Raw genomic sequence first — 24,829 nt, 5'->3', positions numbered from 1 at the left:
CGCTTCATCGGCCTCAGGGCAGCGTGTTGACCACCGGCGTCGGCGGGAACGCGCGGTAGTAGCGGAACTTGTCGCGCGGGCTGCCGCCGTCGGCATCGGCGCCGCCGCCGGCCTCGCCCGCGGGCGGCGTCTCGCCCGGGAAGCGCTCGAAGCGGTCCAGCGGCGTCTTCTCGAGCGCGTCGCCGGGCGTGAGGCCGAAGGTGAGGTTGGAGTTGGCGAAGGCCGGGTAGACCTGGCTGATGCTGTAGGCGGTCTGGTGCAGGCCGCCGCGCAGCTGCTGGTAGAACACGCTGTCGGTCAGCTTCAGCGGCACCAGGCCCTGGATCTTCTTCTCCTCGCGGTTGGTGCCGCCGGCATTCCAGGCCTCGGTCAGCATCGTGACCTGCTCGCCGAGCTCGATCTGCGGCACCAGCGCGAAGGCGGGGTTGGTCTGCGTGACCTTGACCTCGTTGCGCAGGTAGCCGCTGCTGATGAAGGTGAACTTGCCGAGCGAGCCGGTGACGAGGTTGTTGCCCAGCGCGTTCTGCGCCACGCGCACGTTGTCCCACAGCACGTCGGAGGCATTCATCAGCGAGGGCAGCGACTGCGCGGTGCTCGAGGCGGTGACGACCGTGGTGCGCGGATCGACCGCGGGCACCGCGGCCTCGAACTCGGCGATCTCGGTGGCATGGATGCTCGCGCCCGCTTCGCGGCGGTCGCGGAAGATGTGGCGCCGCAGGTCGCGCGTGACCTCGGCATCGGTCTTCTTGATCGCGCCCGAGGCGCCCTTGGCTTCCTCGGCGCTCACGCCGTGCTCGTCGGGCAGCCACACGGTGCGCTGCCAGGCCACCAGCCGCGCGGCCGACACCGTCTGCAGCCGCTTGAGCCCGTACTCGCCGATGGCCGGCACGGCCGCGAGCGCGAGCGCGGCGAAGCTCGCGATCAGGAGCGTCTCGGTCATCGACTGGCCGCGCTGCGTCGCGGCGCGCGGATGCATGCGACGTGCGGTCATTGCCCGTTGTCCTCCTGCGCGCCCGCGCTCACGATCGCGCCGCCGGTAGCGACCGCGCGCGCCCACAGCGAGGGCTCGATGTTGTGCACGTGCCAGTAGGGGCTGAACAGGCTGCGGTGCTCGATGTAGCCGCCCGCGAAGCCGACGTTGTGGCCGCCGACGGTCGGCGGATCGGTGGCCGAGAAGTCGCGCCGCGCCCAGCGGTCCTGCGGCCGGCGGAAGTAGACCTGCGCGGTCGACACCGCCTTCACCTGGTTGCCCGCGAAGTTGTCGCGCAGGCCGGTGCGGCCCTCCTCGCTCGCGTCGCCGAAGCCGGCGACCTGGCCGGTGCGCACGCGCTCGGCGCCCTTCTGCACCACCAGCGTGAAGGCCGGTCCCTTGTCGGTGTTCTTGCCCCACTTGAGCGGATTGGCGCCGCGGATCGCCTGCTCGGCGATCCAGTTGTCGGCCTCGTTGGCGCGCATCGGCGGATGCTCGCGCACGTCGACGTAGCGCGGCAGGCTCCAGCCCTGCGTGAGGTTGGTGCCGATCGAGGTGCGCGGGCCGTAGTGCAGCTTGGCGTTGAACACCAGCACCGGGAAGGCGCCGGGCAGGATGGCGCCGTCGCGGTCGCCGGCCGCGCGCTGGAACGAGCCGCGCTCCATGTAGGCGTGGTCGCCGATCTCGCGGTTCAGGCCGCCGTAGGTGCGGGCCTCGCGCGCATAGCTGCGCAGGGTGAGGCGCTGGCCTTCCCAGCTGCTCATGTAGTTGGGGCCGCCGGCCGCGGCGGCGCCGGCACCGAGGCCGAAGCGTCCGCGCGCGATGTCGCTCGCGCCGCCGATGATGTCGGTGTAGAGCAGGCCGATCGGCAGCTTGATCTCGATCGAGTCGGCCGACTGCCAGCGGATGCGGCCCTGCTCCTCGCCGATCAGGTTCTGCGCCGCCACCAGCTCGGTGCCGCCCTTCCATTCGACCAGCCCGGCGAGCGCGTCGCCCGCGATCTCGGCGAAGCCCGGCGGCGAGACCGGGAACTGGTTGGCGATGCCGTGCATCGCGCCGGCCAGGCCCGAGCCGATCCAGCTCGCCCAGTCGGGCAGGAAGCGGCGGTTCTTGGTCCAGTCGTCGCGCGTGGCCTGCGCCGCGTGCGCGAAGCGCAGCACCTCGTTGAACTCGTCCTCGTCGAACGGGCCGCGCGTGGACTGGTGGTAGGTGTCGAGGTAGGTGCCGAGGTCGACCACGTACTTGGTCGCGAGGATCGCGGTCTCGCCGGGCGGCACGGTGGCGTCGGGATCGTTGCTGCGCATCACGTCGACGATGAGCTGCGGCAGCTGCGCCACCGTGCTCGCGAGCATCGCGGCCTGGCTCGCGGAGATGCCCTGGTTGAGCACGCGCAGCACGTCCACGCCCACCTGCAGCGGCCGCGAGGCCGGCTCGACGAAGCCCGCGATGCGGTCGGCGGTGCGCTGCAGCCGCTGCGCCTGGCCGACGTTGACCAGCCACTGCAGCGCGAAGATCGGTCCCACGATCGGCAGCCGGCTGCGCTCGAGGTTGCGCAGGCCCTGGAAGCCCTTGGCGATGACCAGGCCCTCCTGGATGTTGGCCGCGCTCGTGATGAAGGCGGCCATCGAGGTCTGCACGCTCGCCAGCGTGGCGATGCTGGCCTCGTTGGCGGCCATCGCGCGGTTGGTGTAGGAGAGGTAGTTGAGCGTGCGCGCGGTGAGCACGCTCGCGCTGTAGGTGGTGGCGTCGGCCGTGGCCTGCAGCTTCATCTTCTCGCGCGTGGCGGCGGCCGTGTTGTAGACCACCAGCACGGCGAGGAAGATGAAGGGCAGCATCGCGACGATCCAGACGATCGCCTGGCCCGACTGCCGCCGGGCGCTGCGCGATGGAGGAATGCTCACCTCGCTGGCTCGCCGTTGCGATGGATGCCGCGCGCCGCTCTTACTTCGCGCCGTCGGCGCCGCCCTTGGTGTAGGTGCTCATGTTCATGTTGATGTCGGCGTTGGTGGAGGCCTTGCCGGCCGCGGCCTGCGCCTTGGTCACTTCGGCCGTGCCGGTCTTGCCGCCCACTTCCTGCGCCATGCCCGCGACCTGGTTGCGCATGGTCTGGCCGAAGAAGCTGAACACCGCGATCGCCGCGATCGCGATCAGGCCCAGGATGACGAGGTACTCGGTCATGCCCTGGCCGCGGATCTTGATCTGCGAAAGGAGGCGGGCACCGATGCGTGTCAGGCGTTGGCTATGCATTGCGTAGGTTCCTCTGCGAGTTGGCTGCTGTTGAAAAGACAGCCGGATCGTAGGAAGCCGCGCGGCGCCGCCTCGATAGACTTTTTGTGAATGTCGATACGAATTCGTTGTCGATCGCCATTGCATCGCGCGAGAGAATTCTTTGGTAAACACTCTCGCGCCGCGAGGCACTTTCACTCAGTCCGCGATGCTCGCGCCCTCGAGCCGCAACTGGCTCTGCCGCCGGAACTCGGTCGGCGTCACGCCCTTGATCTCGAGGAAATGGCGATTGAAGTTCGAGACGTTGTTGAAGCCGACCTCGTAGCAGATCGAGGTGACATAGCGATCGCTGTGCATCAGCAGCAGGCAGGCCTTGTTCACGCGCACCTGGTTCACGTAGCCGAGGAAGCTGTGGCCGGTGGCACGCCGGAACATGCGGCTGAAGCGGCCCGAGTTCATGCCGAGCTCGGCCGCGATCTCGGCCGCGTTGGCCTCGGCCTCGGGGTTCTTCTCGATGCGCGTGACGATCGCGTTGATGGCATCGATCTGGTTGTCGCCTTCGCCCTGCATGCCCGAGAGCAGCCGGTAGTCGCCGCACTGCGCGAGGTCGGAGAGGAAGTCGCAGAACAGGCTGAAGCGCTTGAGGCCGCGCGCGGCCTTCACGCGCCGCCAGTGCGTCTGCGCCTGCTCGGCCATGCCGAAGAACTCGATGCCGTGGCGCGCGCGCTCGAGCACGCGCACCGCCTCGAGCAGCTCGGGGATCTTCTGCGCGGCCTCGACGATCGGGTCGTGCAGGAACTGGATCACGAGGTCGCGCACCGCCACGCCCTCGGACGGCACCTCGCGCGAGATCCAGTTGTGCGGCAGCTTCGGTCCGCACAGCACGAGGTGGCCGGGCTCGAAGTCGCCGATCCAGTCGCCGACGAAGGCGGTGCCCGAGGTCGCCACGATCAGGTGCAGCTCGTACTCCTCGTGGCAGTGCCAGCGCGCGAGCGGCGTCGGGTAGCCGTGCTTGAGGCAGCGCACCAGGCCGCGCTCCTGCGGGGATTCATAGCCCAGGGCGGGCGAACGGGACATCTCGACTTCGAATTCGGGCAGCAGCTGGCGCGGTGGTCTTTGGCTTGGATTCGGCATGACTTTCTTGGTGTTGGACATGGCGCCGGCCGAACGTGGCGGCGCGGATCGGCCGGCGACGAATCGCCGGCTTCCGAAGTCGAGCGGACCTTCTTTGCGTGTCAGCCGCGAGGCTGCCGATTCCCTGGGTGGGGCCGCTTGCGCGGGGCGGAAGATAGTGAGGGCCACAAGCAAATGCCAGACCCTATGCGGATGACGGCGGTGTTTATGCGCTCATGGCAAACGCCACAGTGGTGCATCTGCGTGCCCTGCCATGGCTGTCTAGACAGCTTGCGCATGCAACCTTTTTTCCTCGTCTTTTCCCATCGGCCCTCTGAATCCCCCGCCGTACGCGAGCCTACATTGAGCCGTGCGATGGCACCTGTATGCCCATCGCGGCGCCGCGAAGCCGTGTCGGCCGGCGTCGCCCGCGCATGCAGGCCGAAGGCCTACCCGGCGGCCCAGTCCGAACGCACGACCACGCCGCGCGCGGCCAGCCGCTTGCGCATGACGAGCACCGCGCGGTCCTTGCTCAGCAGCTGCGCGCCGCGCGCGACCGCGAGGTCGATGAAGACCTGGTCGTCGGGGTCCTTGCACACGCAGCTCGCGCGCGGCGGCACGCCGTCCACCATCACGCAGCGCGCGTCGAACTCGGCCAGCACCGCCTCGGCCGCGCGCTCGCGCTGCGCGAGGCGGCGCACGATCAGCGGATAGCCGAGCACGCGCGCGAGCTCCACGCGCATCGCCGCGGTCGCGAGCCAGCGCAGCCGGCCCTCGGCGAGCGCGGCCGCGAGCGGCGCGCTCTCGGGGTTGTCGAACACCAGCAGGTCGAGCGCGATGTTGGTGTCGATGACGACATCGGCGGGAGAGGCAGCGGCATCGGCGGCGTGCGCGCCGGGGGAAGGCAGGGACATGTCAAATCACACGATGGCGCCCGCGGCGGGACGGGGGCAGGGACAATCGCGCATCCGCCATCGCCCTGTTGCATCTTCTTTCGATGAAGCGATTCTCGCTGCTGTGCCTCCTGCTCCTCGCCGCCGCCGGCGCCCGTGCCGAATGGTTCACCCTGCGCGGCTCGGCCGGCGTGCCTGGCGAGAGCTACGTGCAGGTCGACCCCACCAGCGTGGAGGCCGAGGGCTCGCAGCGCACGATGGCGGTGCGCCTGAGCCTGGCCGCGCCGCGCACCACGCGCGACGGCATCGTGTTCCGCTCGTTCACGAGCCGCGTGCAGGTCGACTGCGAGGCGCGCGCCGCGCGCTATGTGAGCGCCACCTACTACGGCCGGCCCGACTTCGTGGGCGAACCCATCGCGGTGCGCGTGTTCGAGCCGCAGGACCGGCGGCCGATGGCCTTCGCGGGCGCGCCGCCCGATCTCGCGGTGCGCACCGTGAACGCGGCCTGCAGCGTGCGCCCGCCGCGCACCGGTGGCGACGGCGCGGCGCCAGCGCCGGCCGACGCCGCCTCGCTACCCGCGCGCTGAGCCCGCCACCATGTCGAAGCGGAACAGCCGGCACTCGATCGGGCCGTTCCACATCGGCACGCGGCGCGATTCCTTCAGGCGCATGCGCTTGGGCAGCTTGAGGTCGGGCGTGAGCACCCAGGCGGTCCAGCCCGGGTAGTTCTTCTTCCAGTGGCTCGCGAGCTGCGGGAAGAATTCGCCGCCGTCGCCCTCCCCCTCGCCCGCGGCCGGCGCCGCCACCTGCGCGGTCTCGCGCGCGCCGCTGCGCGCCACGCCGCCGATGCCGATGCGCTCGCCGTAGGGCGGGTTCAGCACGATCAGGCCGGCCGCGGCGGGCGGCATGCGCTGCAGCGCGTCGCCGCCGCGGAACTCGACCGCGTGGTCGACGCCCGCGCGCTCGGCATTGCGCTGCGCGAAATCGACCATGCGGTGCGAGACGTCGGAGCCGAAGATGCGCGGCGCGGCGCCCGCTTCGGCCGCCGGCGGTTCGGAGGCGGCGCGCACCGCGGCCCACACGTGGGGCTGGAACGGCAGCAGCTTCTCGAAGCCGAAGCGGCGCAGCCAGCCGGCCGGGATGCCGAGCGCGATCTGGGCCGCCTCGATGGCGATGGTGCCGCTGCCGCAGCAGGGGTCGTACAGCGGCTTGTCGTCGACCTCGCCGGTCTCGGGGTTCCACCAGCCACTGGCGGCCAGCATGGCGGCGGCCAGGGTTTCCTTCAGCGGCGCGTCGCCCTTGTCCTGGCGCCAGCCGCGCTTGAACAGCGGCTCGCCCGAGGTGTCGATGTAGAGGGTGCAGGTGTCGGTGGTCAGGTGCGCGAACACGCGGCAGTCGGGCCACTGGGTCTCGATGCTGGGGCGCACGCCGCCGGCCTTGGCGCGGAAGCGGTCGGCGATCGCGTCCTTGATGCGCAGGGTGGCGAAGTTCAGGCTCTGCAGCGGGCTGTGCTGGGCCGTGGTCTCGATCTTGAAGGTCTGCCTGGGCGTGAACCAGATCTCCCAGGCCACGCCGCTGGCCAGCCCGTAGAGGTCGTTCTCGTTGCGGTACAGGCCCTGGGCCAGCTCGACCAGCACGCGCTGCGCGAGGCGGCAGTGCAGGTTGAGTTGCAGCACCTCGCGCCAGTCGGCGCGCACCCGCACGCCGCCGCGCAGCATCAGCAGGTCGTCGCCGGCACGGCCGGTGAGCGCATGCACCTCCTGCGCGAGAAACTCCTCGACGCCGGCGGCGCAAGGCAGGAAAAGGGAGAGATCATTCACGGAAGTTCGCTTGGTCGACGGCCGGCTACGGGATTGCCATTGTCGCTGTGTCGCCCTGCTTGCCTATAGTGGTCCGGTCCATGAAGCCCCTGCACGACTCCGCGGCGCCCGCCGCCCACCCCGCCAGCGCCGGCGGAAACCCCTCTTCCCCCGGGGCGGCGCGGGACGACGGCTTCGCCATCCAGTGCGAGGTGCTGCGCATCTCGGTGCAGCCTATCGGGCCGATCCTGGCGGTGCAGTACCTGCTGAACTGCGGCATCGCGGCACTGTTCGCCTGGCAGTTCTCGCTGCCGCTGTCGCTGGCCTGGCTGGGCCTGATCACGCTGGTGACGGTGATGCGCGCCTTCTTGCCGCAGCGCCTGCCCGAGCCCTTCACGCCCGCGAGCCTGCGCCGCGCCCAGCGCGTGCACGTGCTGCGCACCGGCATCTGGGAGCTGGCGCACGGCGCGGCCGGCGTGCTGCTGTTCGACCCCTCGCGCATCGAGCTGCAGCTGCTGCTGGGCGTGATCGTGATGGGCATGACGCTGTCGGCCGCCTTCTCGGTCTCGTTCTACACGCCGGCCACGCAGCTCGCGATCACGCTGCTGCTGGCGCCGATCATCGTGATGGGCATCTGGCTCGGGCCGCCGATGATGATCGCGGTCGCCGTCATCGGCGCCGGCCTCACCGCCATGATGTGGAAGCTGGTGGCCGAGCGCTCGCGCCAGCTCGAGGAGAACATCGGCCTGCGCCTCAACGAGCGCACCCTGCGCGAGCAGGCGCTGGCCGGCCTGCGCGCCTCCGAGCAGGCCCAGGCCGAGCGGCTGCGCTTCTTCTCGGCCGCCAACCACGACCTGCGCCAGCCGGTGATGGCCATCGGCCTGCAGGCCGAGGTGCTGCGCCAGCAGCTGCGCGAGGGCGCCGACACGATGGCGGTGCAGCACACGGTGGGCTCGCTGGCACGCGCCCAGCAGGCGTTGGAAGGACTCACCAACCAGTTGCTGGAGATCGGCCGCATCGAGGCCGCGGCCGACCCGCTGCGCTTGGCCGCGGTCGCGCTGGCGCCGCTGCTGCAAGAACTCGCGCGCCAGGCCGGCGAGCGCCGCGTGCTGGTGCGCTGCCCGAGCGACGCGGTGGCCTGGAGCGACGCGGTCTCGCTGCGCCGCGTGCTCGCCAACCTGGTGGACAACGCCGTCAAGTTCACGCCCGCGGGCCGCGTGCTGCTGGCGGTGCGCGCGCGCCGGCGCGAGGGTGAGGCCGCCTGGCGCGTCGAGGTGCGCGACAGCGGTATCGGCATCGCGCCCGAGGCGCACGAGCGCGTGTTCGGCGACTTCGAGCAGATCGGCAACGTCGAGCGCAACCTGCAGCGCGGCCACGGCCTGGGGCTGGCGATCGTGCGGCGGCTCGCGACCCAGCTCGGCATCGAGGTCGAACTGCGCTCGGCGCCCGGGCGCGGCTCGGTGTTCGCCTTCGAGCTCGCGGCCGCGCCCGCCGACTCGGCGCCGCCGGCGCCGGCCGCCCTCAAGCCGCCGCCCGAGGCCGCACCCGCGCTGCGCCCCGGCCTCGCGGTGCTGGTGGTCGAGGACAACGCCGTGGTCGCCGACAGCCTGCAGTCGCTGCTGCGCCAGTGGGGCGCGCAGCCGCGCGTCTACGGCAGCGCCGCCGAGGCGCTGGCGCTGGCCGACCTGCAGGCGCTCGACCTCGCGCTGTGCGACATCCGGCTGCCGGGCGCGCTCGACGGCATCGCGCTGGCCACCCGGCTGCAGCAGCTCAAGCCCGGGCTGGCCATCTCGCTGGTGTCGGCCGACATCGACGAGGCCACGCAGCGGCTGGCCAACGAGCGTGGCTGGCACGCGCTGCGCAAGCCGGTGCAGCCGGCCGAGCTGCATGCGCTGCTGCGGCGGGCGCAGCGCTGAGCCCCGCGCCACCCGGCGCGGCGTTCCGAGCTATGCTGCGCGCCATCCCCGATGCCGGCCCGCCCGCCGATGCCCAGCGCCCCCTCCGCCCCGACCCTCGCCGAACCGAAGGCCGCCCGCTACACGCCGGTCGCGATCGGGTTGCACTGGCTGCTGGCGCTGCTGATCCTCGGCGCGCTCGCACTGGGCCTGTACATGACCGGGCTGCCGTTCTCGCCGCAGCGCGTGCGCTTCTACAGCTGGCACAAGTGGACCGGCATCGCGATCCTGCTGCTGTCCGCCGTGCGCCTGCTGTGGCGCCTCGGCCATCCGCCGCCCGGCCTGCCCGGCTTCGTGCGGGCCGCCATGCCGCGCTGGCAGCGCGCGGGCCGCACGGCCAGCCACCGCCTGATGTACCTGCTGTTCTTCGCCGTGCCGCTGCTGGGCTGGGCCCAGAGCTCGGCGCTCGGCGTGCCGGTGGTGTGGTTCGGCGTGCTGCCGCTGCCCGATTTCGTGCCCGTGGACCGCGCGCTCGCCGAGCACTGGCTGCAGCCGCTGCACCGGGCCGGCGCCTACCTGCTGGCCGCCGTCTCGGTGCTGCACGTGGCGGCCGTCGTCAAGCACCAGTGGATCGCGCGCGACGGCCTGCTGCGGCGCATGTGGCCCGGGCCGTCGTCGACTTCCAGGAAACCCGACGCATGACTTCCCTTCTTCACCGCTGGCACGGCGCGCTGGCGCTCGCCACCCTCCTCCTTCCGGCGGCCCATGCCGAGCCGCCCCCCGCGCGGCTGGTGCCCGAGAAAAGCCAGATCGTGTTCGTGAGCAAGCAGATGGGCGTGCCGGTCGAGGGTTCGTTCAGGAAGTTCGACGCGCGCATCGCCTTCGATCCGAAGAAGCCCGAGGGCGGCAGCGTGGCGCTGCAGATCGACACGGCGAGCGCGGCCTTCGGCATTCCGATGACCGATGCCGAGCTGCCCAAGGCGCCATGGTTCGATGCCGCGCATTTCCCGCAGGCCGGCTTCCAGACCACGGCCATCAGGGCGCTCGGCGACGGCCGCTTCGAGATGGCCGGCAAGCTCACGCTCAAGGGCATCGCCCGGCCGCTGACCGTGCCCGTGACGATCGCGCCAGCCGCCAACGGCCAGTCGGTGGCCAGCGGCAGCTTCGTGCTGCAGCGCATCGACTACAAGGTCGGCGACGGCGAATGGACCGACACCTCGGTGATCGCCAACGAGGTGCAGGTGCGCTTCAAGCTGGTCGTCGACGGCCTCGGCGCGCCCTGACCCTTCACATTTCTCCCGCATGCAGCATTCGCCATGAAGAACAAGACACTGCTTCCCTCCGCCCTGCTGGGCCTAGCGCTCGCCGCGTCCGGCCTTGCCGCCGCGCAGGAATACACCGCCCCGCCCGTCGCGGCCAAGCCCGCGGGCGGCCCGGTCAAGGGCGCCAGCTACGTGGTTGACCCGACCCACACCTTCGTGATGTACGAGATGGGCCACTACGGCACCACCACCAACCGCGGCCGCTTCAGCACCAAGGACGGCTCGGTGCAGATCGATGCCGCCGGCACCAGCGGCAAGGTCGACATCACCATGGACATCAGCTCGATCAACACCGGCGTCGACCTGCTGAACCGGCACGTGCAGAGCAAGGACTTCTTCAACGTCGCCGAATTCCCCACCGGCCGCTTCGTCGCCGAGCGCATCGCCTTCAGCGGCGACAAGGTGGCCGAGGTGCCCGGCACGCTCACGCTGATGGGGCAGACGAAGCCCGTCACCCTCAAGGCCGTGCGCTTCAACTGCTACCTGAGCCCGCTGATCAACCGCCAGGTCTGCGGCGGCGACTTCGAGACCACCGTCGAGCGCAGCGACTGGGGCATCACCTGGGGGCTGAACTTCGGCTTCGAGAACAAGGTGAAGCTGCTGGTGCAGGTCGAGGCGGTCAACGTGCAGCAATGAATTCCGAAAGAGAGCACTTCCGATGATCGACACCACCCTTTCCCTGCTCGGCATCGCCGGCGCCATGACCGTGGGCGCGATGAGCCCGGGCCCGAGCTTCGTGATGGTGGCGCGCACGGCCGTGGCCTCGCGCGCCGACGGCCTCGCGGCCGCGCTCGGCATGGGCGCGGGCGGGCTGGTGTTCGCGATCGCGGCGCTCGCGGGGCTGCAGGCCGCGTTCCTCGCGGTGCCGGCGCTCTACCTCGCGATCAAGGGCTTCGGCGGCGCCTACCTGGTCTACCTGGGCATCCGCATCTGGCGCGGCGCGCGGCAGCCGCTCGCGATGGCGCCGGAGGCGGGCACGCCCGCCGCTTCGGGCGGCCGCGGCAAGCGCACCTTCCTGCTCGGGCTGGCCACGCAGGTCAGCAACCCGAAGACGGCCGTGGTCTACGCGAGCATCTTCGCGGCCTTCCTGCCGCGCGAGGTGCCGCTGGTGCTGGCGCTCGCGGTGCCGGCCGTGATCTTCTGCATCGAGACCGGCTGGTACGCCATCGTCGCGCTCGCGCTGTCGTCGGCGGCGCCGCGCTCGGCCTACCTGCGCTACAAGACCTGGATCGACCGCGCGGCCGGCGGCGTGATGGGACTGCTGGGGCTGCGGCTGGTGTGGTCGGCGGTGCGCGGGACCTGAGGCCGATTCCTAGAGCAGGCTCTCGGGCGTCAGCGGCGCCAGCAGTTCGAGCATGGTGCGATCCCAGAAGCCCGAGTCGGGCTCCTCGCTCAGCACCGTGGTCTTGCCCGCCTCCTCGCTGACCCACTCCAGGCGCGAGTCGCTGCCTTCGGCGAAGCGCAGCCTGTAGGCGCCCTGCTGCTTGAGCACCTCGAGCAGCTTCAGCGCCTGCTGCGCCATCTCGGGGCTGCGGATGAACAGGCCGATCTCGGTGTTGTGGACCTCGGAGCGCGGGTCGAAATTCATCGAGCCGACGAACAGGATGCGCCGGTCGATCACCGCCGACTTGGCATGCAACCGTCCGACCGAGGTGCCGAACAGGCCCAACCGCACGCTGCGGCGGGTGCGGTTGGTGCTGAGTTCGTAGAGCTCGGCGCCCAGGCGCAGCATCTCGGGCCGGTAGCGGCGGTAGGCGGTGTGCACCAGCGGCTCGTCGGTGGCGGCGAGCGAGTTGGTCACTACGCTGATCTTCACCTGGCGCCGGCGGATCTCGTTCATCACCTCGAGCCCCGCGGCGCCCGGGATCAGATAGGGCGAGACGATGGTCACCTCGCTGCGCGCGCGGCGCATCTGCTCGACCACGTTGTAGCGCACGCTGTCCACGTCGAGCAGCGGCACGCCGCCGTACGAGGCGGTCTTGCCGATCACGCGGTCGGGCGAATCGGCATAGGCCTCGGCCGTGGTCCAGATCAGGCCGAGCCGGCCGGCATCGAGGTCCTCGGCGATCGGGCCGTAGCCCAGCAGGTCGTTGGGCGCGGGCTTCGGCGGCGGCGGCGTGGTGTCGGGGCCGGTGGCGGCCTCGAAGCGGCGCCGCAGTTCGTCGGCAGGCAGCGCGCTCGCCACCACCGACTCGACCGGCCGCACGTAGGGGCTGTTCCAGTACTGGTCGAACAGGCTGCCCAGGCGCGGGATCAGCGCGCCCGTCACGAAGGTGTCGAGGTCGATGAAGTTCTCGCCCGCGGTGCGCCGGAAGTACTGGTTGCCGATGTTGCGCCCGCCCGCCACCGCCATCGCGCCGTCGGCGATGAACAGCTTGTTGTGCATGCGCCGGTTAACGCGGCTGAAGTCGAACAGCGAGGCTGTGAAGCGCGCGAGCAGGCTGCCGCGGCCGGCCGGAAAGGGGTTGAACAGGCGCAGCTCGACGTTGGGCGTGGCCGCGAAGCCGCGCAGCAGCTCGTCCTCGCCCGCGGTGTAGAGGTCGTCCATCAGCACGCGCACCCGCACGCCGCGCTGCGCGGCATCGCGCAGCGTGCGCAGCAGGTAGCGGCCGGTCTCGTCGTTCTCGATCTGGTAGTACTGGACGTCGAGCGTGCGCTGGGCCCGGCGCGCGAGCTGGATGCGGGTGTCGAAGGCGAAGTCGCCGCCCGGCATGAGGCGAAAGCCGCTGAGGTCGGGGTCGGGCTGCGCGGCCAGCGCGATGCGGCCGAGCGCGGTGTCCTTCGACACGGCGATGGCCTTGGTGGGAGTGCGCGGTGCCTCGTCGGGCAGCGAGGCGCAGCCGGCGGCCAGCAGCGTGGCCGCGAGGGCGGACATCCAGAGCCCAGACAGCAGGCGTCGGGCCATCGGCGGCTTTCTACAGGGCCTTGCGCAGGTTGGCGGGCGCGATGCGCAGCGCCTCGCGGTACTTGGCGACGGTGCGGCGCGCGCACTCGATGCCCTGCTCCTTGAGCATCTCGGAGATCTGGCTGTCCGACAGCGGCTTCTTCACGCTCTCCGAACCGACGAACTGCTTGATCAGCGCGCGCACCGCGGTGCTCGAGGCATTGCCGCCGGTCTCGGTGCCCAGCGCCGAGCCGAAGAAGTACTTGAGCTCGACCGTGCCGAAGGGCGTGGCCATGTACTTGGCGGTGGTCACGCGCGAGATGGTGGATTCGTGCAGCCCGAGCTCGTCGGCGATCTCGCGCAGCACCAGCGGGCGCATCGCGAGCTCGCCGTGCACGAAGTAGCTCTTCTGCCGCTCGACGATGGCGTTGCTCACGCGCAGGATGGTGTCGAAGCGCTGCTGGATGTTCTTGATGAACCAGCGCGCCTCCTGCAGCCGCTGCGACAGCGCCTGGCTGCCCTCGCCCTTGTGCGACTTGAGCGCGCCGGCATAGATGTCGTGCACGCGCAGCCGCGGCATCACCTCGGGGTTGAGCATGACGCGGAACTTCACGTTGGTGCCGCGGCCGGTCTTGGTGACGATCACGTCGGGAATGACGATGTTGCGCTCGACGTCGACGAAGCGGCGGCCCGGCTTGGGCTCCAGGCGCGCGATGACCTGCAGCGCCGAGCGCACCAGTTCCTCGTTGGTGCGCGTGAGCGTGGCCAGGCGCTTGAAGTCGCGCCGCGCGAGCAGCTCCATCGGCTGCTTGCAGATGGCGAGCGCGGTCTTGCGCACCAGTTCCTCTTCCTCTGTCTCGTCTTCGTCGGCCAGCGCGCGCAGCTGGATCGCGAGGCATTCGCCGAGATCGCGCGCGCCCACGCCCGCGGGCTCCAGGCTCTGCAGCAGGCCGAGCGCGACCTGGAAGTGGTGCACCAGCTCGTCGAACTGGTCGTTGTCGTCGCCCGCGAGGCCCGAGGCCAGTGCCGGCAGCGAATCCTCGAGGTAGCCGTCGTCGTTGAGCGACTCGATCAAAAAGCGCAGCGCGGCGCTGTCGTTCTCGTTGAGCCGCAGGCTCAGCGCCTGGCGGTGCAGGAAGGACTGCAGCGACTCCTGGCTGCGCGCGAGCTCGGTGGCATCGGCGCGCTCGTCGTCGCCGGTGCTGCTGTTGTTGCGCGCGGGCGCGTCGCTGCCCCATTCGCTGTCGTCGGGCGCCATGTCGACGGTGCCGTCGCCTTCCCAGTCGGGCTCGCGCTCGGGCGAGTCGAGGGCCGGCTCGGCCTCGGACGACGAGGCGGTCTCGGTGGACGTGGTCGAGGTCGAGGGCGCGGCGCCCGCGTAGTCGCTCTCGGCCTCGCGCTCGGTGTCCTCGCGCGGCGCGGGCGTGTCGGCGGCGTCGAGGCCGAATTCCTCGCGCGCGGCTTCCTCGGCGGTGCGCTCGAGGAAGGGGTTCTCGTCGAGCATCTGCTCGACCTCCTGGCTCAGTTCGAGCGTGGAGAGCTGCAGCAGCCGGATCGACTGCTGCAGCTGAGGCGTCAGCGCGAGATGCTGCGAAACGCGCAGCGACAAGCCTTGTTTCATGCCCTCAGGAAATGGCTGGCGCGAGGGTCATCACATGCGGAAGTGCTCGCCCAGGTAGACCCGGCGCACTTCGGCGTTGTCGACGATCTCCGAGGGCGTGCCCTGTGCCAGCACATGGCCGTCGCTGATGATGAAGGCGTGATCGCAGATGCCCAGCGTCTCGCGCACGTTGTGGTCGGTGATGAGCACGCCGATCCCGCGCTCCTTCAGGAAGCTGATGATGCGCTGGATCTCGATCACCGCGATCGGGTCGATGCCGGCGAAGGGCTCGTCGAGCAGGATGAAGCGCGGCTGGGTGGCCAGCGCGCGCGCGATCTCGACGCGGCGGCGCTCGCCGCCCGACAGCGCGAGCGCGGGCGAATCGCGCAGGTGGTCGACGCGCAGGTCGGCCAGCAGTTCCGACAGGCGCTCTTCCATGCGCTGCTTCGACAGCGCCTGCGGCCGGCCGTTGGCGTCGGGCTCGCGCTGCAGCTCGAGCACCGCGCGCACGTTCTCCTCGACCGTGAGCTTGCGGAAGATCGAGGCTTCCTGCGGCAGGTAGCTCAGGCCCATGCGCGCGCGGCGGTGGATCGGCATGTGGGCGATGGGCTCGCCGTCGATGGAGATCTCGCCCGCGTCGGCGCGCACCAGCCCGACGATCATGTAGAACGAGGTGGTCTTGCCGGCGCCGTTGGGGCCGAGCAGCCCGACGACTTCGCCCTTCTGCACGTCGAGCGAGACGTCCTTGACCACCTTGCGGCTGCCATAGCTCTTCTGCAGGCCGCGCGCGACGAGGCGGCTGCCCGGCACGCCGTTGGCTTCCTGGGTTCCGGCGGCTTCGATCACTTGCGCTCTTCCGCTTCGCCGCTGAGCGTGGTGCTCGGGCGCAGGCCGGCGCCCGGGGCCGGCGTGGGCGCCGGGGCCGCGGGACGGCGCGTGGCCGGGGCCGAGGCGCCCGGTGCCGCGGGCGCGGCCGACTTCGGCGTGAGGATGGCCTTGACGCGGCCGCCGCCGCCCGGTGCCGACACGCCGGCGTTCGGCGGCACGGTCGAGCCGTTGACGGTGTAGGTGTCGTTGCTCTGGTCGTAGACGATCAGCGCGCCGCTGCTCTCGTCGTTGGGCGTGGCGCCGACCAGGCGGCGCATGACGGCGCGGCGGATGAACTTGACGTTGTCGGCGCGGCTGTCGTACTCGATGACCTCGGACTCGCCCTCGATCCACTCGTCGCCGTTGCCGTTGCGCTTCTGCTTGTAATAGGCGAGCTTGCCGGGCGCCGCGGTGACCACGCCGTACTGGTAGCCCTCGGGGTCCTGGCGCACGTCGATGCGCGCGCCGCGGATGATGATGGTGCCCTTGGTGACCACCACGTTGCCGGTGAAGACGCTGGTCTGCTTGAGATCGTCGTAGCGCATCGAATCGGATTCGATGTTCATCGGCTTGGTCCGGTCGGCCGTTTCGGCCAGGGCCGTGGCGGCGGAGCCGGCCAGCAGCAGCGCGGCCAGCACGAGGCGGCCGGTGCGGCGAAGGGAGGAGGTGGGGTGAGAGTGCGATGTCATAGAGGCACGAAACTTGCTCTGCATTGTATGCGGCCCATCGCGCCAGACCCATGCGCGCGGATGAAAAAGCCCCGGGGCGGCGAACCCGGGCACGGCACCCCGCGGGATCGCCCCGCGTTCTGCCGACCGGCCGAATGACGGCCCGGCCGCCCCGGAACCCTCGATGGGGCCCGGCCTCCCGGCGGCCACGAAATCGAAATCAACCCTTGCGGGCTTCGCCGATCAGATAGTTGGTGACCGCCAGCGCCTTGTTCATGTTGCCGGCGGTCTCGCCGTCCACGTACCAGCGGCCGGCCACGGCCAGCGCGGGCACGCCGGCCACCTTGTAGGCGTCGGTCAGCTGCGAGGCGCGCTTGGCCTTGCTCGCCACGCCGAAGGAGGTGAACAGCTCCTTGAACTTCGCGGCGTCGAGGCCGCTCTTCTCGGCCCAGGCCACGATGTTGGCGTCGCCGTTGACGTTCTGGCGCTGGGCGTGGATCGCGCTGAAGACCTTGGGCTGGTACTCGTCGACCTTGCCCATTGCCTCGAGCGCGTAGTACAGGCGCTGCTTGGCTTCGACGTCGTTGCCCACGAAGGGCACCGGCACGCGGCGCAGCACCACGTCGGCGGGCTTGCTCTTGGCCCAGGCCTCGAGCGCGGGCTCGAAGTCGTTGCAGTGCGGGCAGTTGTACGAGAAGAACTCGATCACCTCGATCTTGCCGGCCGGCGCATCGACCGGCACGCGCTTGTCGAGCACGAGGTATTCGGTGCCGGCCTTGGGCGCGCGGGCCTGGGCCTGCGCCGGCAGGTGGGCCAGCAGTCCGAGCGAACCGGCGGCGGCGGCCAGCGAGAAATCACGACGTTTCATGGGAAAGAGCTCTCCAGTTGATAGACGGCAGACTGAGCCGGGCCGGTGAAGCGGAGTTCCCGCGCGCGGTGCTCGGGGCTCCGGGAAACCGGGGGCGGCGCGGACCGCGGCGAAGCTTAAAGAAAAACCATGACCGTTGTCGGGAAAGGCCACCACAGGATGGTGCCCTCCCCCGGCCCGGACGGCGCTCAGCGCTGGACGCGCACCAGCGCCGAGTCGAGGCCGGCGCCGTCCATCCGTTCCTTGAGGCGGTCGGCGTCGTCCTTCTTGTTGAACGGACCGGCGCGCACGCGGTAGACGGTGCGGCCGGCCTGCTCGCGCTCGGTCACGCGGGCCTCGACGCCCATCAGCGAGAGCTTGGCGCGCTGCGCCTCGGCGTCCTCGGTGGTGCGGAAGGCGCCAGCCTGCACGAAGTACATGAAGGGATCGGCGCCGCCGGAGCCGGTGGCGGCCGCGGCATTGCCGCTGCTCGACGACGGGGCGGCGGCCACCGTGGTGCTGCCGCCGACGCTGCCGGCGCGCGCCCGGGCCAGGTCGCCGAGCGGATCGTTCGAGGGCGGCAGCGCATTGGCCTCGGCCGGCACCGGGGCGGGCCGCGCGGGCTTGGGCGCGACCACCACCGGCACCGGCGCCGTGGGCGGCGGGGTGCCGGGCGAGACCGCGGCGGTGGCGGGATTGGCGTTGTCGCCGGAAGGCGGCGCGCCGACCGGGCCGGCGGCCGCGGGACGGGGCTGCTGCGGCTTGCCGGCCAACGGGGCGTTCGGATCCCAGTCGCGGTTCTTGCGCGCCTCGGCCTCGTCCTGCTCGGCACCGCCGCGCTGCGTCTTGGTGACGAAGGGGATCGGCACCTTGGTCACGTAGACCGCGATACCCAGCGCGACGCCCAGGCCGAGCACCAGGCCGATGATCAGGCCGATGACGATGTTGCCGCGTTGTCTGGTTGTCTTCTTCATGGTGAGGGGGTTCACATCTTGCGCGGCGCGGTGACGCCGAGGATCGCGAGGCCATTGTGCAGCACCTGCGCGGTCGCGGCGACCAGCGCCAGGCGCGCCAGCTTCACCGCCTCGTCGTCCACCAGGATGCGCTCGGCGTCGTAGTAGCTGTGGTACGTGGCCGCCAGTTCGCGCAGGTAGAAGGTGACGTCGTGCGGCGCGAAATCCTTGGCCGCGGCGCTCAGCATCTCGGGGTACTTGGCCAAGAGCAGCATCAGCGACTGGGCCGCCGGGCTCTCGAGCGGCGACAGGTCGACGCCCTGCAGCACGGCCGCGTCGCCGCCCCAGGCCGCGAGCACCGAGCAGATGCGCGCATGCGCGTACTGCACGTAGTACACCGGGTTGTCGTTGTTCTGCGCCACGGCCAGGTCGACGTCGAAGGTGTATTCGGTGTCCGGCTTGCGGCTCAGCAGGAAGAAGCGCACGGCGTCGGTGCTGGTCCACTCGATCAGGTCGCGCAGCGTGACGTAGCTGCCGGCGCGCTTGCTGATCTTGACCTCCTCGCCGCCCTTGGTGACGCGCACCATGGTGTGCAGCACGTAGTCGGGGTAGCCCTCGGGGATGCCTTCGCCCGCCGCTTGCAGCCCGGCGCGCACGCGCGCGATGGTGCCGTGGTGGTCGGTGCCCTGGATGTTGATGACCTTGTGGAAGCCGCGCTCCCACTTGGCGATGTGATAGGCGACGTCGGGCACGAAGTAGGTGTACGTGCCGTCCTGCTTCTTCATCACGCGGTCCTTGTCGTCGCCGTAGTCGGTCGACTTGAGCCACAGCGCGCCGTCCTGCTCGTAGGTCTTGCCCGCGGCGACCAGCTGCGCCACCGCGCGCTCGACGCGGCCGCTGGTGTAGAGGCTGGACTCGAGGTAGTACTGGTCGAAGCGCACGCGGAAGGCCTGCAGGTCCAGGTCCTGCTCGCGGCGCAGGTAGGCGACGGCGAACTCGCGGATCGCGTCCAGGTCCTCGATGTCGCCGTTGGCCGTGACCTCGCGGTCCTCCGACTTCACGGTCTTCCTGGCGATGAAGTCGGCGGCGATGTCGGCGATGTAGTCGCCGTTGTACGCCGGAGCCTTCTCGCCGCTCGGCCATTCGGCGTCGCCGGGCTTGAAGCCGCGCGCGCGCAGCTGCGTGCTGTTGGCCAGGGTCTGGATCTGCACGCCGGCGTCGTTGTAGTAGTACTCGCGCCAGACCGTCTCGCCCTGCGAGGCGCGCAGGTTGCAGATGGCGTCGCCGAGCGCGGCCTGGCGGCCGTGGCCCACGTGCAGCGGGCCGGTGGGATTGGCCGAGACGAACTCGACCAGCACCTTCTCGCCGGTGGCCGGGCGCTGGCCGAAGGCGGCGCCGGCGTCGAGCACCTCGCGCACCACCTGCTGCTTGGCGGCGGTCTTCAGCCGGATGTTGAGGAAGCCGGGGCCGGCGATCTCGACCGCCTGCACCCACTGGGCGAAGGCGGGGGTGGCGAGCAGCGCGGCGCTCAGTTCCTCGGCGAGCTCGCGCGGCTTGCGGCCGAGCGGCTTCGCCAGCTGCATGGCGGCATTGCTGGCGAAGTCGCCATGGGCCGCGACCTTGGGGGACTCGAACGCGGCCTTGAGGCCGGCGCCGGGGGAGAGGGATTCGAGCGTGTTCGCGAGCGCCGCGAGCAGCTCCTGTTTGACCAATAGCATCGTGGAATTTTACCGGGGGCAAACTCGGCCGCAGTTGACGATCGTCATCCAACCGTCGACCTTGGCCGTTACGATGGTCAACCCCGAGGCGGGGCAGCCACTGTCACAACCCACTTGCAAGGACACACACCATGAAGAAGCTCCTTTCCCTGGTCGCCTCCACCATCGCGCTCGGCGCCTGCCTTTCCTTCGGCGCCGCCCAGGCCCAGGACAAGGCCGCCACCCCGGCCGCTCCCGCCGCGGCGGCCCCCGCCGCAGCCGCCGGCGGCTGCGAAGCCAAGGCCGTCGACAAGAACGGCAAGGCCCTGGCCGGCGCCGCCAAGGCCAGCTCGATCAAGAAGTGCGAGAAGGAAGCCAAGGCCGCCGCCGCCCCCGCCTGCGCCGCCAAGGCGGTCGACAAGAACGGCAAGGCGCTCGCCGGCGCCGCCAAGAACAGCTTCATGAAGAAGTGCGAGGCGGACGCCGCCAAGGGCTGAGACCGCTTTTCTCCGCAACCTTTGTAAACAAAGCCCGCCTCGTGCGGGCTTTGTTACTTGAGCACGCCCAGCAGGTTGTTGTAGTCGTCGGTCCAGGGCCGCGCGGCCGGGTCGACCGCGATCGGCTGGGCCGCCGCCGCGATCGGCGGCCGCGCCAGCGCCTGCGGATCGCGCGCCACCAGCACCCAGTCGGTGGCGTGCAGCCAGGCCGAATCCTCCGCGTCGTCGCTGACCAGCACCGCGTGCAGCCCCTGCGACTGCGCGATGCGGGCCACCACGGGCGCGAGCGCGAGGAAGTGGTTGGTGACGTGGAAGGCCACCACGCCGTCGGGCCGCAGGTGCCGCAGATAGACCTGCATGGCCTGCGCGGTCAGCAGGTGCACCGGCACCGAGTCGCCCGAGAAGGCATCGACCGCGAGCACGTCGAAGCCCTGCGCGCTCTCGCGCTCCAGCGCCAGCCGCGCGTCGCCGAGCACGCGCTCGACCTTCGCGCGGCTGTCGCGCAGGAAGGTGAATTCGCGGTCCGCGATGCCGAACACCTCGGGATTGATCTCGTAGAAGCGGTAGACGTCGCCCGTGCGCCCGTAGGCCGCGAGCGTGCCGGCGCCCAGGCCGATCAGCCCGACGCGGCGCGCGCCGATCGGCAGCGCCTCGATGGCGCGGCCGATGCCCGAGGTGGCGCCGTAGTAGGTGGTGGGTTCGCGGCGGCGCTCGGGCGAGAGGAACTGCTCGCCATGCTTGATCGAGCCGTGGACGAACTGGCGCACGTAGTCGGGCGGGTCCTGGCGCCGCACGTCGTAGGTGTGCATCGAGCCGTAGAAATTGCGCCCCAGGGTGCGCAGGCCCTCGTGGTCGCTGCGCACCTGCTCCGAGAGCAGCCAGGCGCAGCAGGCCGCGAGCCCCACGCCGGGCACCCACAGCAGCCAGCGCGCGCGCAGCACCAGCGCACCGAGCAGCGCGGCCAGCACCAGCCCGATGCCGAGCTCGTAGTAGGCCGGCAGCAGGTAGGGCGCGCCCAGCCCGACCGTCACGCCGCCGATGGCGCCGCCCAGCGACAGCATCAGGTAGAAGCGCGTGAGGTGCGCGGGACCGGGCCGCAGCCGCGCGGTCTCGCCGTGCAGGAACATGCACAGCACGAACAGGCCCGCCACGTGGATCGTCAGCGCGGTGTGGATCTTGAGTCCGGCGCCGTCCTGCAGCTGGTAGGCGCACAGCGCCAGCATCGCGGCCGCGAGCGGCACGAACAGGCCGCGCCGGTACCAGCGATCGCTCTCGAAGCACAGCACGAAGGTCAGCAGGTAGAGCGACAGCGGCAGCACCCAGAGGAAGGGCACGGCCGCGATGTTCTGCGTGATGTGGTTGGTGACGGCCAAGAGCAGCCAGGAGCCGAGCGCGGGCAGCGCGAGCCACAGCAGCTGGTCGATGCGGCGCGGCGCGGCGACGGGCGCATCGGTGGATACGGCGGCGGCCGGCAGGTCGTGGTTCCAGCGGCGCGCCATGTACAGCGTGGTGCCCGCGCAGAGCACGACGAAGCCCGCGTAGCCCCACGACCAACCGATGGCCTGCTGCATCAGCGTGCTGCGTGGCTCGATCAGCACCGGGTAGCTCAGCAGCGAGAGCAGCGATGCGAGGTTCGAGAGCGAGAAGTACCGGTACACGCGCGCCCCCCAGGGCGTGCGCGACACCCAGGACTGCACCAGCGGGCCGGTGGTCGAGAGCAGGAAATACGGCAGGCCGATGGTGCCGACCAGCAGGCCCAGGATGCGCCAGGCCGGATCCTCGGCGCCGGCCGGCTTCCACTGCGCGCCGGCCACGATCGGCAGGAAGGCCAGGCTCGCGAGCAGCAGCGCCACATGCAGCAGCGCCTGCGCGCGCATGCGCAGGTGGCGCGAGATCCAGTCCGAATAGGCGTAACCCGCGAGCAGCGCGACCTGGAAGAACACCATGCAGATCGACCACACGGCGGCCGAGCCGCCGAACCACGGCAGGATCTGCTTGGCGATCAGCGGCTGGACGAGGAAGAGAAGGAAGGCGCTGCCGAAGATCGTGCCGGCAAACAGGAGCTGGATGCCGGCGCTCGCCATGCGACTACTTGCTGCCGAAGCCGCGCGCGAAGAACACCGCCGCCAGCGGGATCACGGCGATCAGGTGGGCCTGGATCATCACCAGCTTGCGCGTCTTCTTCACCTCGACCTCCGACGGCAGCGTGCCGCCGGCGCGCAGCGCCTTGCGCCAGCGCAGGTAGTTCAGGGTCGGGAAGATCGACAGCACGCCGACCACGATGAACAGGCCCAGCTTCAGGTGCAGCAGCGGGTTGGTCCAGTACCAGGCCGTGCCCTTCACGCCCCAGAGGGTGCGCGCGATGCCGGTCAGCAGCACGGCCACGGCGGCGATGCCGTAGACCATGTCGACGCGCGCGAGCCGCTCGACCACCGCGGCATTGAGCCACTCGACGCGGCACAGCGCCGCCTCGCTGGCGATGAAGACGACCATCGTGAGGATGGCCAGCAGATGCAGGTAGGCGAGGATGGCTTCGAGGGTCATCGTGGCGTTCTCTTCGTCGGGGCGCGTGGGGTTTGCAAATGCAAACAGATTGTGCAGCCGCGCGCCCGGCTCAGGTCCGTCCACCCCAGAATTCGGGCCGCCCGTATTGGTCTTTGAGGAAATCAAGCCACAGTCGCACGCGCAGCGGCAGGTGCTTGGCGCCCGCGAACACCGCGTAGATGCCGTTGGGCGGCGCCGCGAACTCGTCGAGCAGCGGCACCAGCAGCCCGGCGTCGATCTCGGCCTCGACCTCCCAGGTGCTGCGCCAGGCGATGCCGTGGCCGGCCAGGCACCAGTCGTGCAGCACCTGGCCGTCGGAGCAGTCGAGCGGGCCGCTGGGCCGCAGGTGGATCAGCTCGTGGCCGCCCTCGTCGTCGGGAATGCGGAAGGCCCAGCCGCGCGTCTGCGAGGCATCGCTGGTGAGCGCGAGGCAGGCGAAGCGCGACAGCTCGTTCGGATGGCGCGGCGCGCCGTGGCGCAGCACGAACTCGGGCGTGGCCACGCAGCGGCGCCGGTTGTCGGCCAGCCGCACGCTGACCAGCGAGGAATCGGGCAGGTCGCCCACGCGCACGGCGCAATCGAAGCTCTCGCCGGCCACGTCGACCACGCGGTCGCTGAGGTTCAGCGAAATCGTCACCTCGGGATGCAGCGCATGGAAGCGCGGCACCAGCGGCGCGACGTGGCGCCGGCCGAAGCCCGCGGGCGCGGTCACACGCAGGTGGCCGCTGGCCTTGACGCCGCCCGCGCTCACGCTGGCCTCGGCATTGGCGAACTCCACCAGCAGGCGCTGGCAGTCCTCGAGGAAGGCGCTGCCCTCGTGCGTGAGCGTGATGCGCCGCGTGGTGCGAACCAAAAGCTTCACGCCCAGGCGCTCCTCGAGCGCATCGAGCCGGCGCCCCATGATCGCGGGCGCCACGCCCTCGGCCTTGGCGGCCGCGGTGAGGCTGCCGCGCGTGGCGACCGAGACGAAGGATTCGAGCTGCTTCAGGCGGTCCATGGCGCCCGAACTATATAGAGGCGGCGGGAAGCCCGGCGCCGCGCGGGCTCATCCCGGGAACCGGCTATTCGGGCTGCACCCCGGCCTCGCGCACCGCCGCGCCCCAGCGCGCATGCTCGGCGCGCACGTACTGCGCCGCTTGCTCGGGACTGCCGCCCACCGGCATGCTGCCCTCGGCCTGCAGCTGCGCGATGGTCGCGGGCTTGGCCAGCGCCTTGTCGATCGCGGCGTTGAGCTTCTTCACGATCTCGCTCGGCGTGCCCGCTGGCACCACCACCGCCTTCCAGTCGACCGCCTCGAAGCCCTTGTAGGTCTCGGCCACGGTGGGGATGTCGGGCATCACCGGCAGCCGCCTGGCCGAGGTCACGGCCAGCGCGCGCAGCTTGCCGGCCTTGACCATCGACAGCGCGCCCTGCGGCGTCGCGAACATGCAGTCGGTCTGGCCGCCGAGCAGGTCGGTGATGGCCGGCGCCGCGCCCTTGTAGGGCACGTTCAGCACCTTGAAGCCCACGCGCTTGGCGAGCACCTCGCCGGCCATGTGGCCCAGGGTGCCGGTGCCGGCCAGCGCCTGCTTGATCTCGCCGGGTTTGGCCTTGGCCGCGGCGACGAAGTCGGCCAGCGAGCGATACGGCGAGTCGGCGCGCACCACCAGCACCACGGGCTGCGCGGCGACGACCGAAACCGGCACCACGTCCTTCAGCGCGTCGTAGGGCATCTTCGGGAACAGCGTCGGGTTGATCGCGAGGTTCGCGGTCTGGCCCATGCCGATGGTGTAGCCGTCGGGCTTGGCCTTGGCGACCACGTCGATGCCGATGTTGCCGTTGCCGCCCGCGCGGTTGTCGACGATGAAGCTCCACTTCGTGTCCTCGGCGAGCTTCTGCGCGACCAGCCGCGAAACGATGTCGGTGGCGCCGCCGGGCGTGTAGGGCACGACCAGGCGCACCGGCTTGTCGGGCCAGGCGGTGTCGGCATGGGCCGGCCAGGCGCTGAGCGCCAGGGCGCAGGCGAACGCGGTCGCGGCGCCGGCCAGCAGGCCGCGCCGTGGGATGGATGTCAT

Annotated in this window: 24 protein-coding genes; 7 read left to right on the top strand and 17 right to left on the bottom strand. The window is 70.8% G+C overall.

Annotated features, from left to right (window positions below; translation table 11 throughout):
* Positions 1–13: 13 nt before the first annotated feature.
* The 5 genes from AC1HIL_RS07345 to AC1HIL_RS07325 all read right to left on the bottom strand — a co-directional run bounded on the left by AC1HIL_RS07345 (position 14) and on the right by AC1HIL_RS07325 (position 5,223).
* Positions 14–991 carry a hypothetical protein gene (locus tag AC1HIL_RS07345; RefSeq protein ID WP_296735429.1) on the bottom strand — a complete coding sequence of 326 codons (978 nt, stop codon included), beginning with the start codon at positions 989–991 and terminating at the stop codon, positions 14–16.
* Positions 988–2,871: a Tad domain-containing protein gene (locus AC1HIL_RS07340; protein WP_057595757.1), complete on the bottom strand. Its 1,884-nt coding sequence runs from the start codon at positions 2,869–2,871 to the stop codon at positions 988–990. Before AC1HIL_RS07340 ends, AC1HIL_RS07345 begins: the two co-directional genes overlap by 4 nt.
* A gap of 40 nt (positions 2,872–2,911) precedes the next feature.
* Complete coding sequence (locus tag AC1HIL_RS07335) at positions 2,912–3,217, bottom strand: Flp family type IVb pilin (protein ID WP_057595756.1); 306 nt, start codon at positions 3,215–3,217, stop codon at positions 2,912–2,914.
* A gap of 177 nt (positions 3,218–3,394) precedes the next feature.
* Complete coding sequence (locus tag AC1HIL_RS07330; protein ID WP_057595780.1) at positions 3,395–4,330, bottom strand: AraC family transcriptional regulator; 936 nt, start codon at positions 4,328–4,330, stop codon at positions 3,395–3,397.
* A 428-nt stretch (positions 4,331–4,758) separates the two neighbouring features.
* Positions 4,759–5,223 (bottom strand): putative toxin-antitoxin system toxin component, PIN family, encoded by a 465-nt coding sequence (locus AC1HIL_RS07325; protein WP_479671486.1) that lies wholly within the window; start codon positions 5,221–5,223, stop codon positions 4,759–4,761.
* A gap of 83 nt (positions 5,224–5,306) precedes the next feature.
* On the opposite strand from AC1HIL_RS07325, the gene AC1HIL_RS07320 reads away from it, so the two are divergent.
* Entirely contained in the window at positions 5,307–5,789 is a 483-nt protein-coding gene (locus tag AC1HIL_RS07320) for a surface-adhesin E family protein (protein WP_057595754.1), read from the top strand.
* On the opposite strand, the gene AC1HIL_RS07315 is transcribed toward AC1HIL_RS07320, so the two are convergent.
* On the bottom strand, positions 5,775–7,022 hold the full coding sequence (locus AC1HIL_RS07315; RefSeq protein ID WP_057595753.1) for a THUMP domain-containing class I SAM-dependent RNA methyltransferase: 1,248 nt from the start codon (positions 7,020–7,022) through the stop codon (positions 5,775–5,777). The genes AC1HIL_RS07320 and AC1HIL_RS07315 overlap by 15 nt on opposite strands.
* 80 nt (positions 7,023–7,102) lie before the next feature.
* Here AC1HIL_RS07315 and AC1HIL_RS07310 point away from each other — a divergent pair, with 80 nt between their 5' ends.
* From AC1HIL_RS07310 to AC1HIL_RS07290, 5 genes are all read left to right on the top strand, one after another.
* Positions 7,103–8,917 (top strand): ATP-binding response regulator, encoded by a 1,815-nt coding sequence (locus AC1HIL_RS07310; RefSeq protein ID WP_479671485.1) that lies wholly within the window; start codon positions 7,103–7,105, stop codon positions 8,915–8,917.
* A 69-nt stretch (positions 8,918–8,986) separates the two neighbouring features.
* Positions 8,987–9,598 (top strand): cytochrome b, encoded by a 612-nt coding sequence (locus AC1HIL_RS07305; RefSeq protein ID WP_057598366.1) that lies wholly within the window; start codon positions 8,987–8,989, stop codon positions 9,596–9,598.
* Entirely contained in the window at positions 9,595–10,179 is a 585-nt protein-coding gene (locus tag AC1HIL_RS07300; protein WP_479671484.1) for a YceI family protein, read from the top strand. The genes AC1HIL_RS07305 and AC1HIL_RS07300 overlap by 4 nt, the downstream gene beginning before the upstream one ends.
* A 33-nt stretch (positions 10,180–10,212) precedes the next feature.
* Positions 10,213–10,854, top strand: coding sequence for a YceI family protein (locus tag AC1HIL_RS07295; protein WP_422099779.1), 642 nt, complete (start codon positions 10,213–10,215; stop codon positions 10,852–10,854).
* Positions 10,855–10,876: 22 nt separating this feature from the next.
* The gene (locus AC1HIL_RS07290; RefSeq protein WP_413761630.1) at positions 10,877–11,521 is read left to right on the top strand and encodes a LysE family translocator; all 645 of its coding nucleotides are present in this window, start codon (positions 10,877–10,879) and stop codon (positions 11,519–11,521) included.
* 9 nt (positions 11,522–11,530) lie between these two features.
* Here AC1HIL_RS07290 and AC1HIL_RS07285 read toward each other — a convergent pair whose 3' ends face one another.
* From AC1HIL_RS07285 to argS, 7 genes are all read right to left on the bottom strand, one after another.
* Entirely contained in the window at positions 11,531–13,123 is a 1,593-nt protein-coding gene (locus AC1HIL_RS07285) for a phospholipase D family protein (protein ID WP_479671483.1), read from the bottom strand.
* A gap of 10 nt (positions 13,124–13,133) precedes the next feature.
* The gene (locus AC1HIL_RS07280) at positions 13,134–14,723 is read right to left on the bottom strand and encodes an RNA polymerase factor sigma-54 (RefSeq protein WP_261209303.1); all 1,590 of its coding nucleotides are present in this window, start codon (positions 14,721–14,723) and stop codon (positions 13,134–13,136) included.
* Between the two features lie 30 nt (positions 14,724–14,753).
* Entirely contained in the window at positions 14,754–15,548 is a 795-nt protein-coding gene (gene lptB / locus AC1HIL_RS07275; RefSeq protein WP_057595581.1) for an LPS export ABC transporter ATP-binding protein, read from the bottom strand.
* Positions 15,545–16,258, bottom strand: coding sequence for a lipopolysaccharide transport periplasmic protein LptA (gene lptA / locus AC1HIL_RS07270; protein WP_057595580.1), 714 nt, complete (start codon positions 16,256–16,258; stop codon positions 15,545–15,547). Before lptA ends, lptB begins: the two co-directional genes overlap by 4 nt.
* Before the next feature lie 199 nt (positions 16,259–16,457).
* Positions 16,458–17,105, bottom strand: a complete 648-nt coding sequence (locus tag AC1HIL_RS07265; RefSeq protein WP_057595578.1) for a thiol:disulfide interchange protein DsbA/DsbL — start codon at positions 17,103–17,105, stop codon at positions 16,458–16,460.
* A 188-nt stretch (positions 17,106–17,293) separates the two neighbouring features.
* Entirely contained in the window at positions 17,294–18,058 is a 765-nt protein-coding gene (locus AC1HIL_RS07260; protein ID WP_057595594.1) for an SPOR domain-containing protein, read from the bottom strand.
* An 11-nt stretch (positions 18,059–18,069) separates the two neighbouring features.
* Positions 18,070–19,755 carry an arginine--tRNA ligase gene (argS, locus tag AC1HIL_RS07255; protein ID WP_479671482.1) on the bottom strand — a complete coding sequence of 562 codons (1,686 nt, stop codon included), beginning with the start codon at positions 19,753–19,755 and terminating at the stop codon, positions 18,070–18,072.
* 131 nt (positions 19,756–19,886) lie between these two features.
* Here argS and AC1HIL_RS07250 point away from each other — a divergent pair, with 131 nt between their 5' ends.
* Positions 19,887–20,231, top strand: a complete 345-nt coding sequence (locus AC1HIL_RS07250) for a hypothetical protein (protein ID WP_479671481.1) — start codon at positions 19,887–19,889, stop codon at positions 20,229–20,231.
* 53 nt (positions 20,232–20,284) lie between these two features.
* On the opposite strand, the gene AC1HIL_RS07245 is transcribed toward AC1HIL_RS07250, so the two are convergent.
* From AC1HIL_RS07245 to AC1HIL_RS07230, 4 genes are all read right to left on the bottom strand, one after another.
* Positions 20,285–22,315 (bottom strand): spermidine synthase, encoded by a 2,031-nt coding sequence (locus tag AC1HIL_RS07245; RefSeq protein WP_479671480.1) that lies wholly within the window; start codon positions 22,313–22,315, stop codon positions 20,285–20,287.
* A gap of 4 nt (positions 22,316–22,319) precedes the next feature.
* The gene (locus AC1HIL_RS07240) at positions 22,320–22,775 is read right to left on the bottom strand and encodes a DUF2214 family protein (RefSeq protein WP_057595571.1); all 456 of its coding nucleotides are present in this window, start codon (positions 22,773–22,775) and stop codon (positions 22,320–22,322) included.
* Positions 22,776–22,845: 70 nt separating this feature from the next.
* Positions 22,846–23,772, bottom strand: a complete 927-nt coding sequence (locus tag AC1HIL_RS07235) for a LysR family transcriptional regulator (RefSeq protein ID WP_479671479.1) — start codon at positions 23,770–23,772, stop codon at positions 22,846–22,848.
* A gap of 64 nt (positions 23,773–23,836) precedes the next feature.
* A complete protein-coding gene (locus AC1HIL_RS07230; protein ID WP_479671478.1) occupies positions 23,837–24,829 on the bottom strand; it encodes a Bug family tripartite tricarboxylate transporter substrate binding protein in 993 nt (330 codons plus the stop codon).

It is taken from the genome of Variovorax sp. ISS6, from assembly GCF_056523145.1.
Note: the sequence above shows the minus strand (reverse complement) of the source record. Positions and strands in the feature narration are given on the sequence as shown.

Bases quoted from the DNA above. Each gene is read 5' to 3' on its own strand.
- argS (WP_479671482.1), bottom strand. From the start codon at position 19,755: ATGCTATTGGTCAAACAGGAGCTGCTCGCGGCGCTCGCGAACACGCTC.
- AC1HIL_RS07305 (WP_057598366.1), top strand. From the start codon at position 8,987: ATGCCCAGCGCCCCCTCCGCCCCGACCCTCGCCGAACCGAAGGCCGCC.
- AC1HIL_RS07300 (WP_479671484.1), top strand. From the start codon at position 9,595: ATGACTTCCCTTCTTCACCGCTGGCACGGCGCGCTGGCGCTCGCCACC.
- AC1HIL_RS07245 (WP_479671480.1), bottom strand. From the start codon at position 22,315: ATGGCGAGCGCCGGCATCCAGCTCCTGTTTGCCGGCACGATCTTCGGC.
- AC1HIL_RS07250 (WP_479671481.1), top strand. From the start codon at position 19,887: ATGAAGAAGCTCCTTTCCCTGGTCGCCTCCACCATCGCGCTCGGCGCC.
- AC1HIL_RS07335 (WP_057595756.1), bottom strand. From the start codon at position 3,217: ATGCATAGCCAACGCCTGACACGCATCGGTGCCCGCCTCCTTTCGCAG.
- AC1HIL_RS07310 (WP_479671485.1), top strand. From the start codon at position 7,103: ATGAAGCCCCTGCACGACTCCGCGGCGCCCGCCGCCCACCCCGCCAGC.
- AC1HIL_RS07325 (WP_479671486.1), bottom strand. From the start codon at position 5,223: ATGTCCCTGCCTTCCCCCGGCGCGCACGCCGCCGATGCCGCTGCCTCT.
- AC1HIL_RS07320 (WP_057595754.1), top strand. From the start codon at position 5,307: ATGAAGCGATTCTCGCTGCTGTGCCTCCTGCTCCTCGCCGCCGCCGGC.
- AC1HIL_RS07230 (WP_479671478.1), bottom strand. From the start codon at position 24,829: ATGACATCCATCCCACGGCGCGGCCTGCTGGCCGGCGCCGCGACCGCG.
- AC1HIL_RS07295 (WP_422099779.1), top strand. From the start codon at position 10,213: ATGAAGAACAAGACACTGCTTCCCTCCGCCCTGCTGGGCCTAGCGCTC.
- AC1HIL_RS07260 (WP_057595594.1), bottom strand. From the start codon at position 18,058: ATGAAGAAGACAACCAGACAACGCGGCAACATCGTCATCGGCCTGATC.
- AC1HIL_RS07330 (WP_057595780.1), bottom strand. From the start codon at position 4,330: ATGCCGAATCCAAGCCAAAGACCACCGCGCCAGCTGCTGCCCGAATTC.
- AC1HIL_RS07290 (WP_413761630.1), top strand. From the start codon at position 10,877: ATGATCGACACCACCCTTTCCCTGCTCGGCATCGCCGGCGCCATGACC.
- AC1HIL_RS07235 (WP_479671479.1), bottom strand. From the start codon at position 23,772: ATGGACCGCCTGAAGCAGCTCGAATCCTTCGTCTCGGTCGCCACGCGC.
- AC1HIL_RS07280 (WP_261209303.1), bottom strand. From the start codon at position 14,723: ATGAAACAAGGCTTGTCGCTGCGCGTTTCGCAGCATCTCGCGCTGACG.
- AC1HIL_RS07345 (WP_296735429.1), bottom strand. From the start codon at position 991: ATGACCGCACGTCGCATGCATCCGCGCGCCGCGACGCAGCGCGGCCAG.
- AC1HIL_RS07240 (WP_057595571.1), bottom strand. From the start codon at position 22,775: ATGACCCTCGAAGCCATCCTCGCCTACCTGCATCTGCTGGCCATCCTC.
- AC1HIL_RS07265 (WP_057595578.1), bottom strand. From the start codon at position 17,105: ATGAAACGTCGTGATTTCTCGCTGGCCGCCGCCGCCGGTTCGCTCGGA.
- lptA (WP_057595580.1), bottom strand. From the start codon at position 16,258: ATGACATCGCACTCTCACCCCACCTCCTCCCTTCGCCGCACCGGCCGC.
- AC1HIL_RS07285 (WP_479671483.1), bottom strand. From the start codon at position 13,123: ATGGCCCGACGCCTGCTGTCTGGGCTCTGGATGTCCGCCCTCGCGGCC.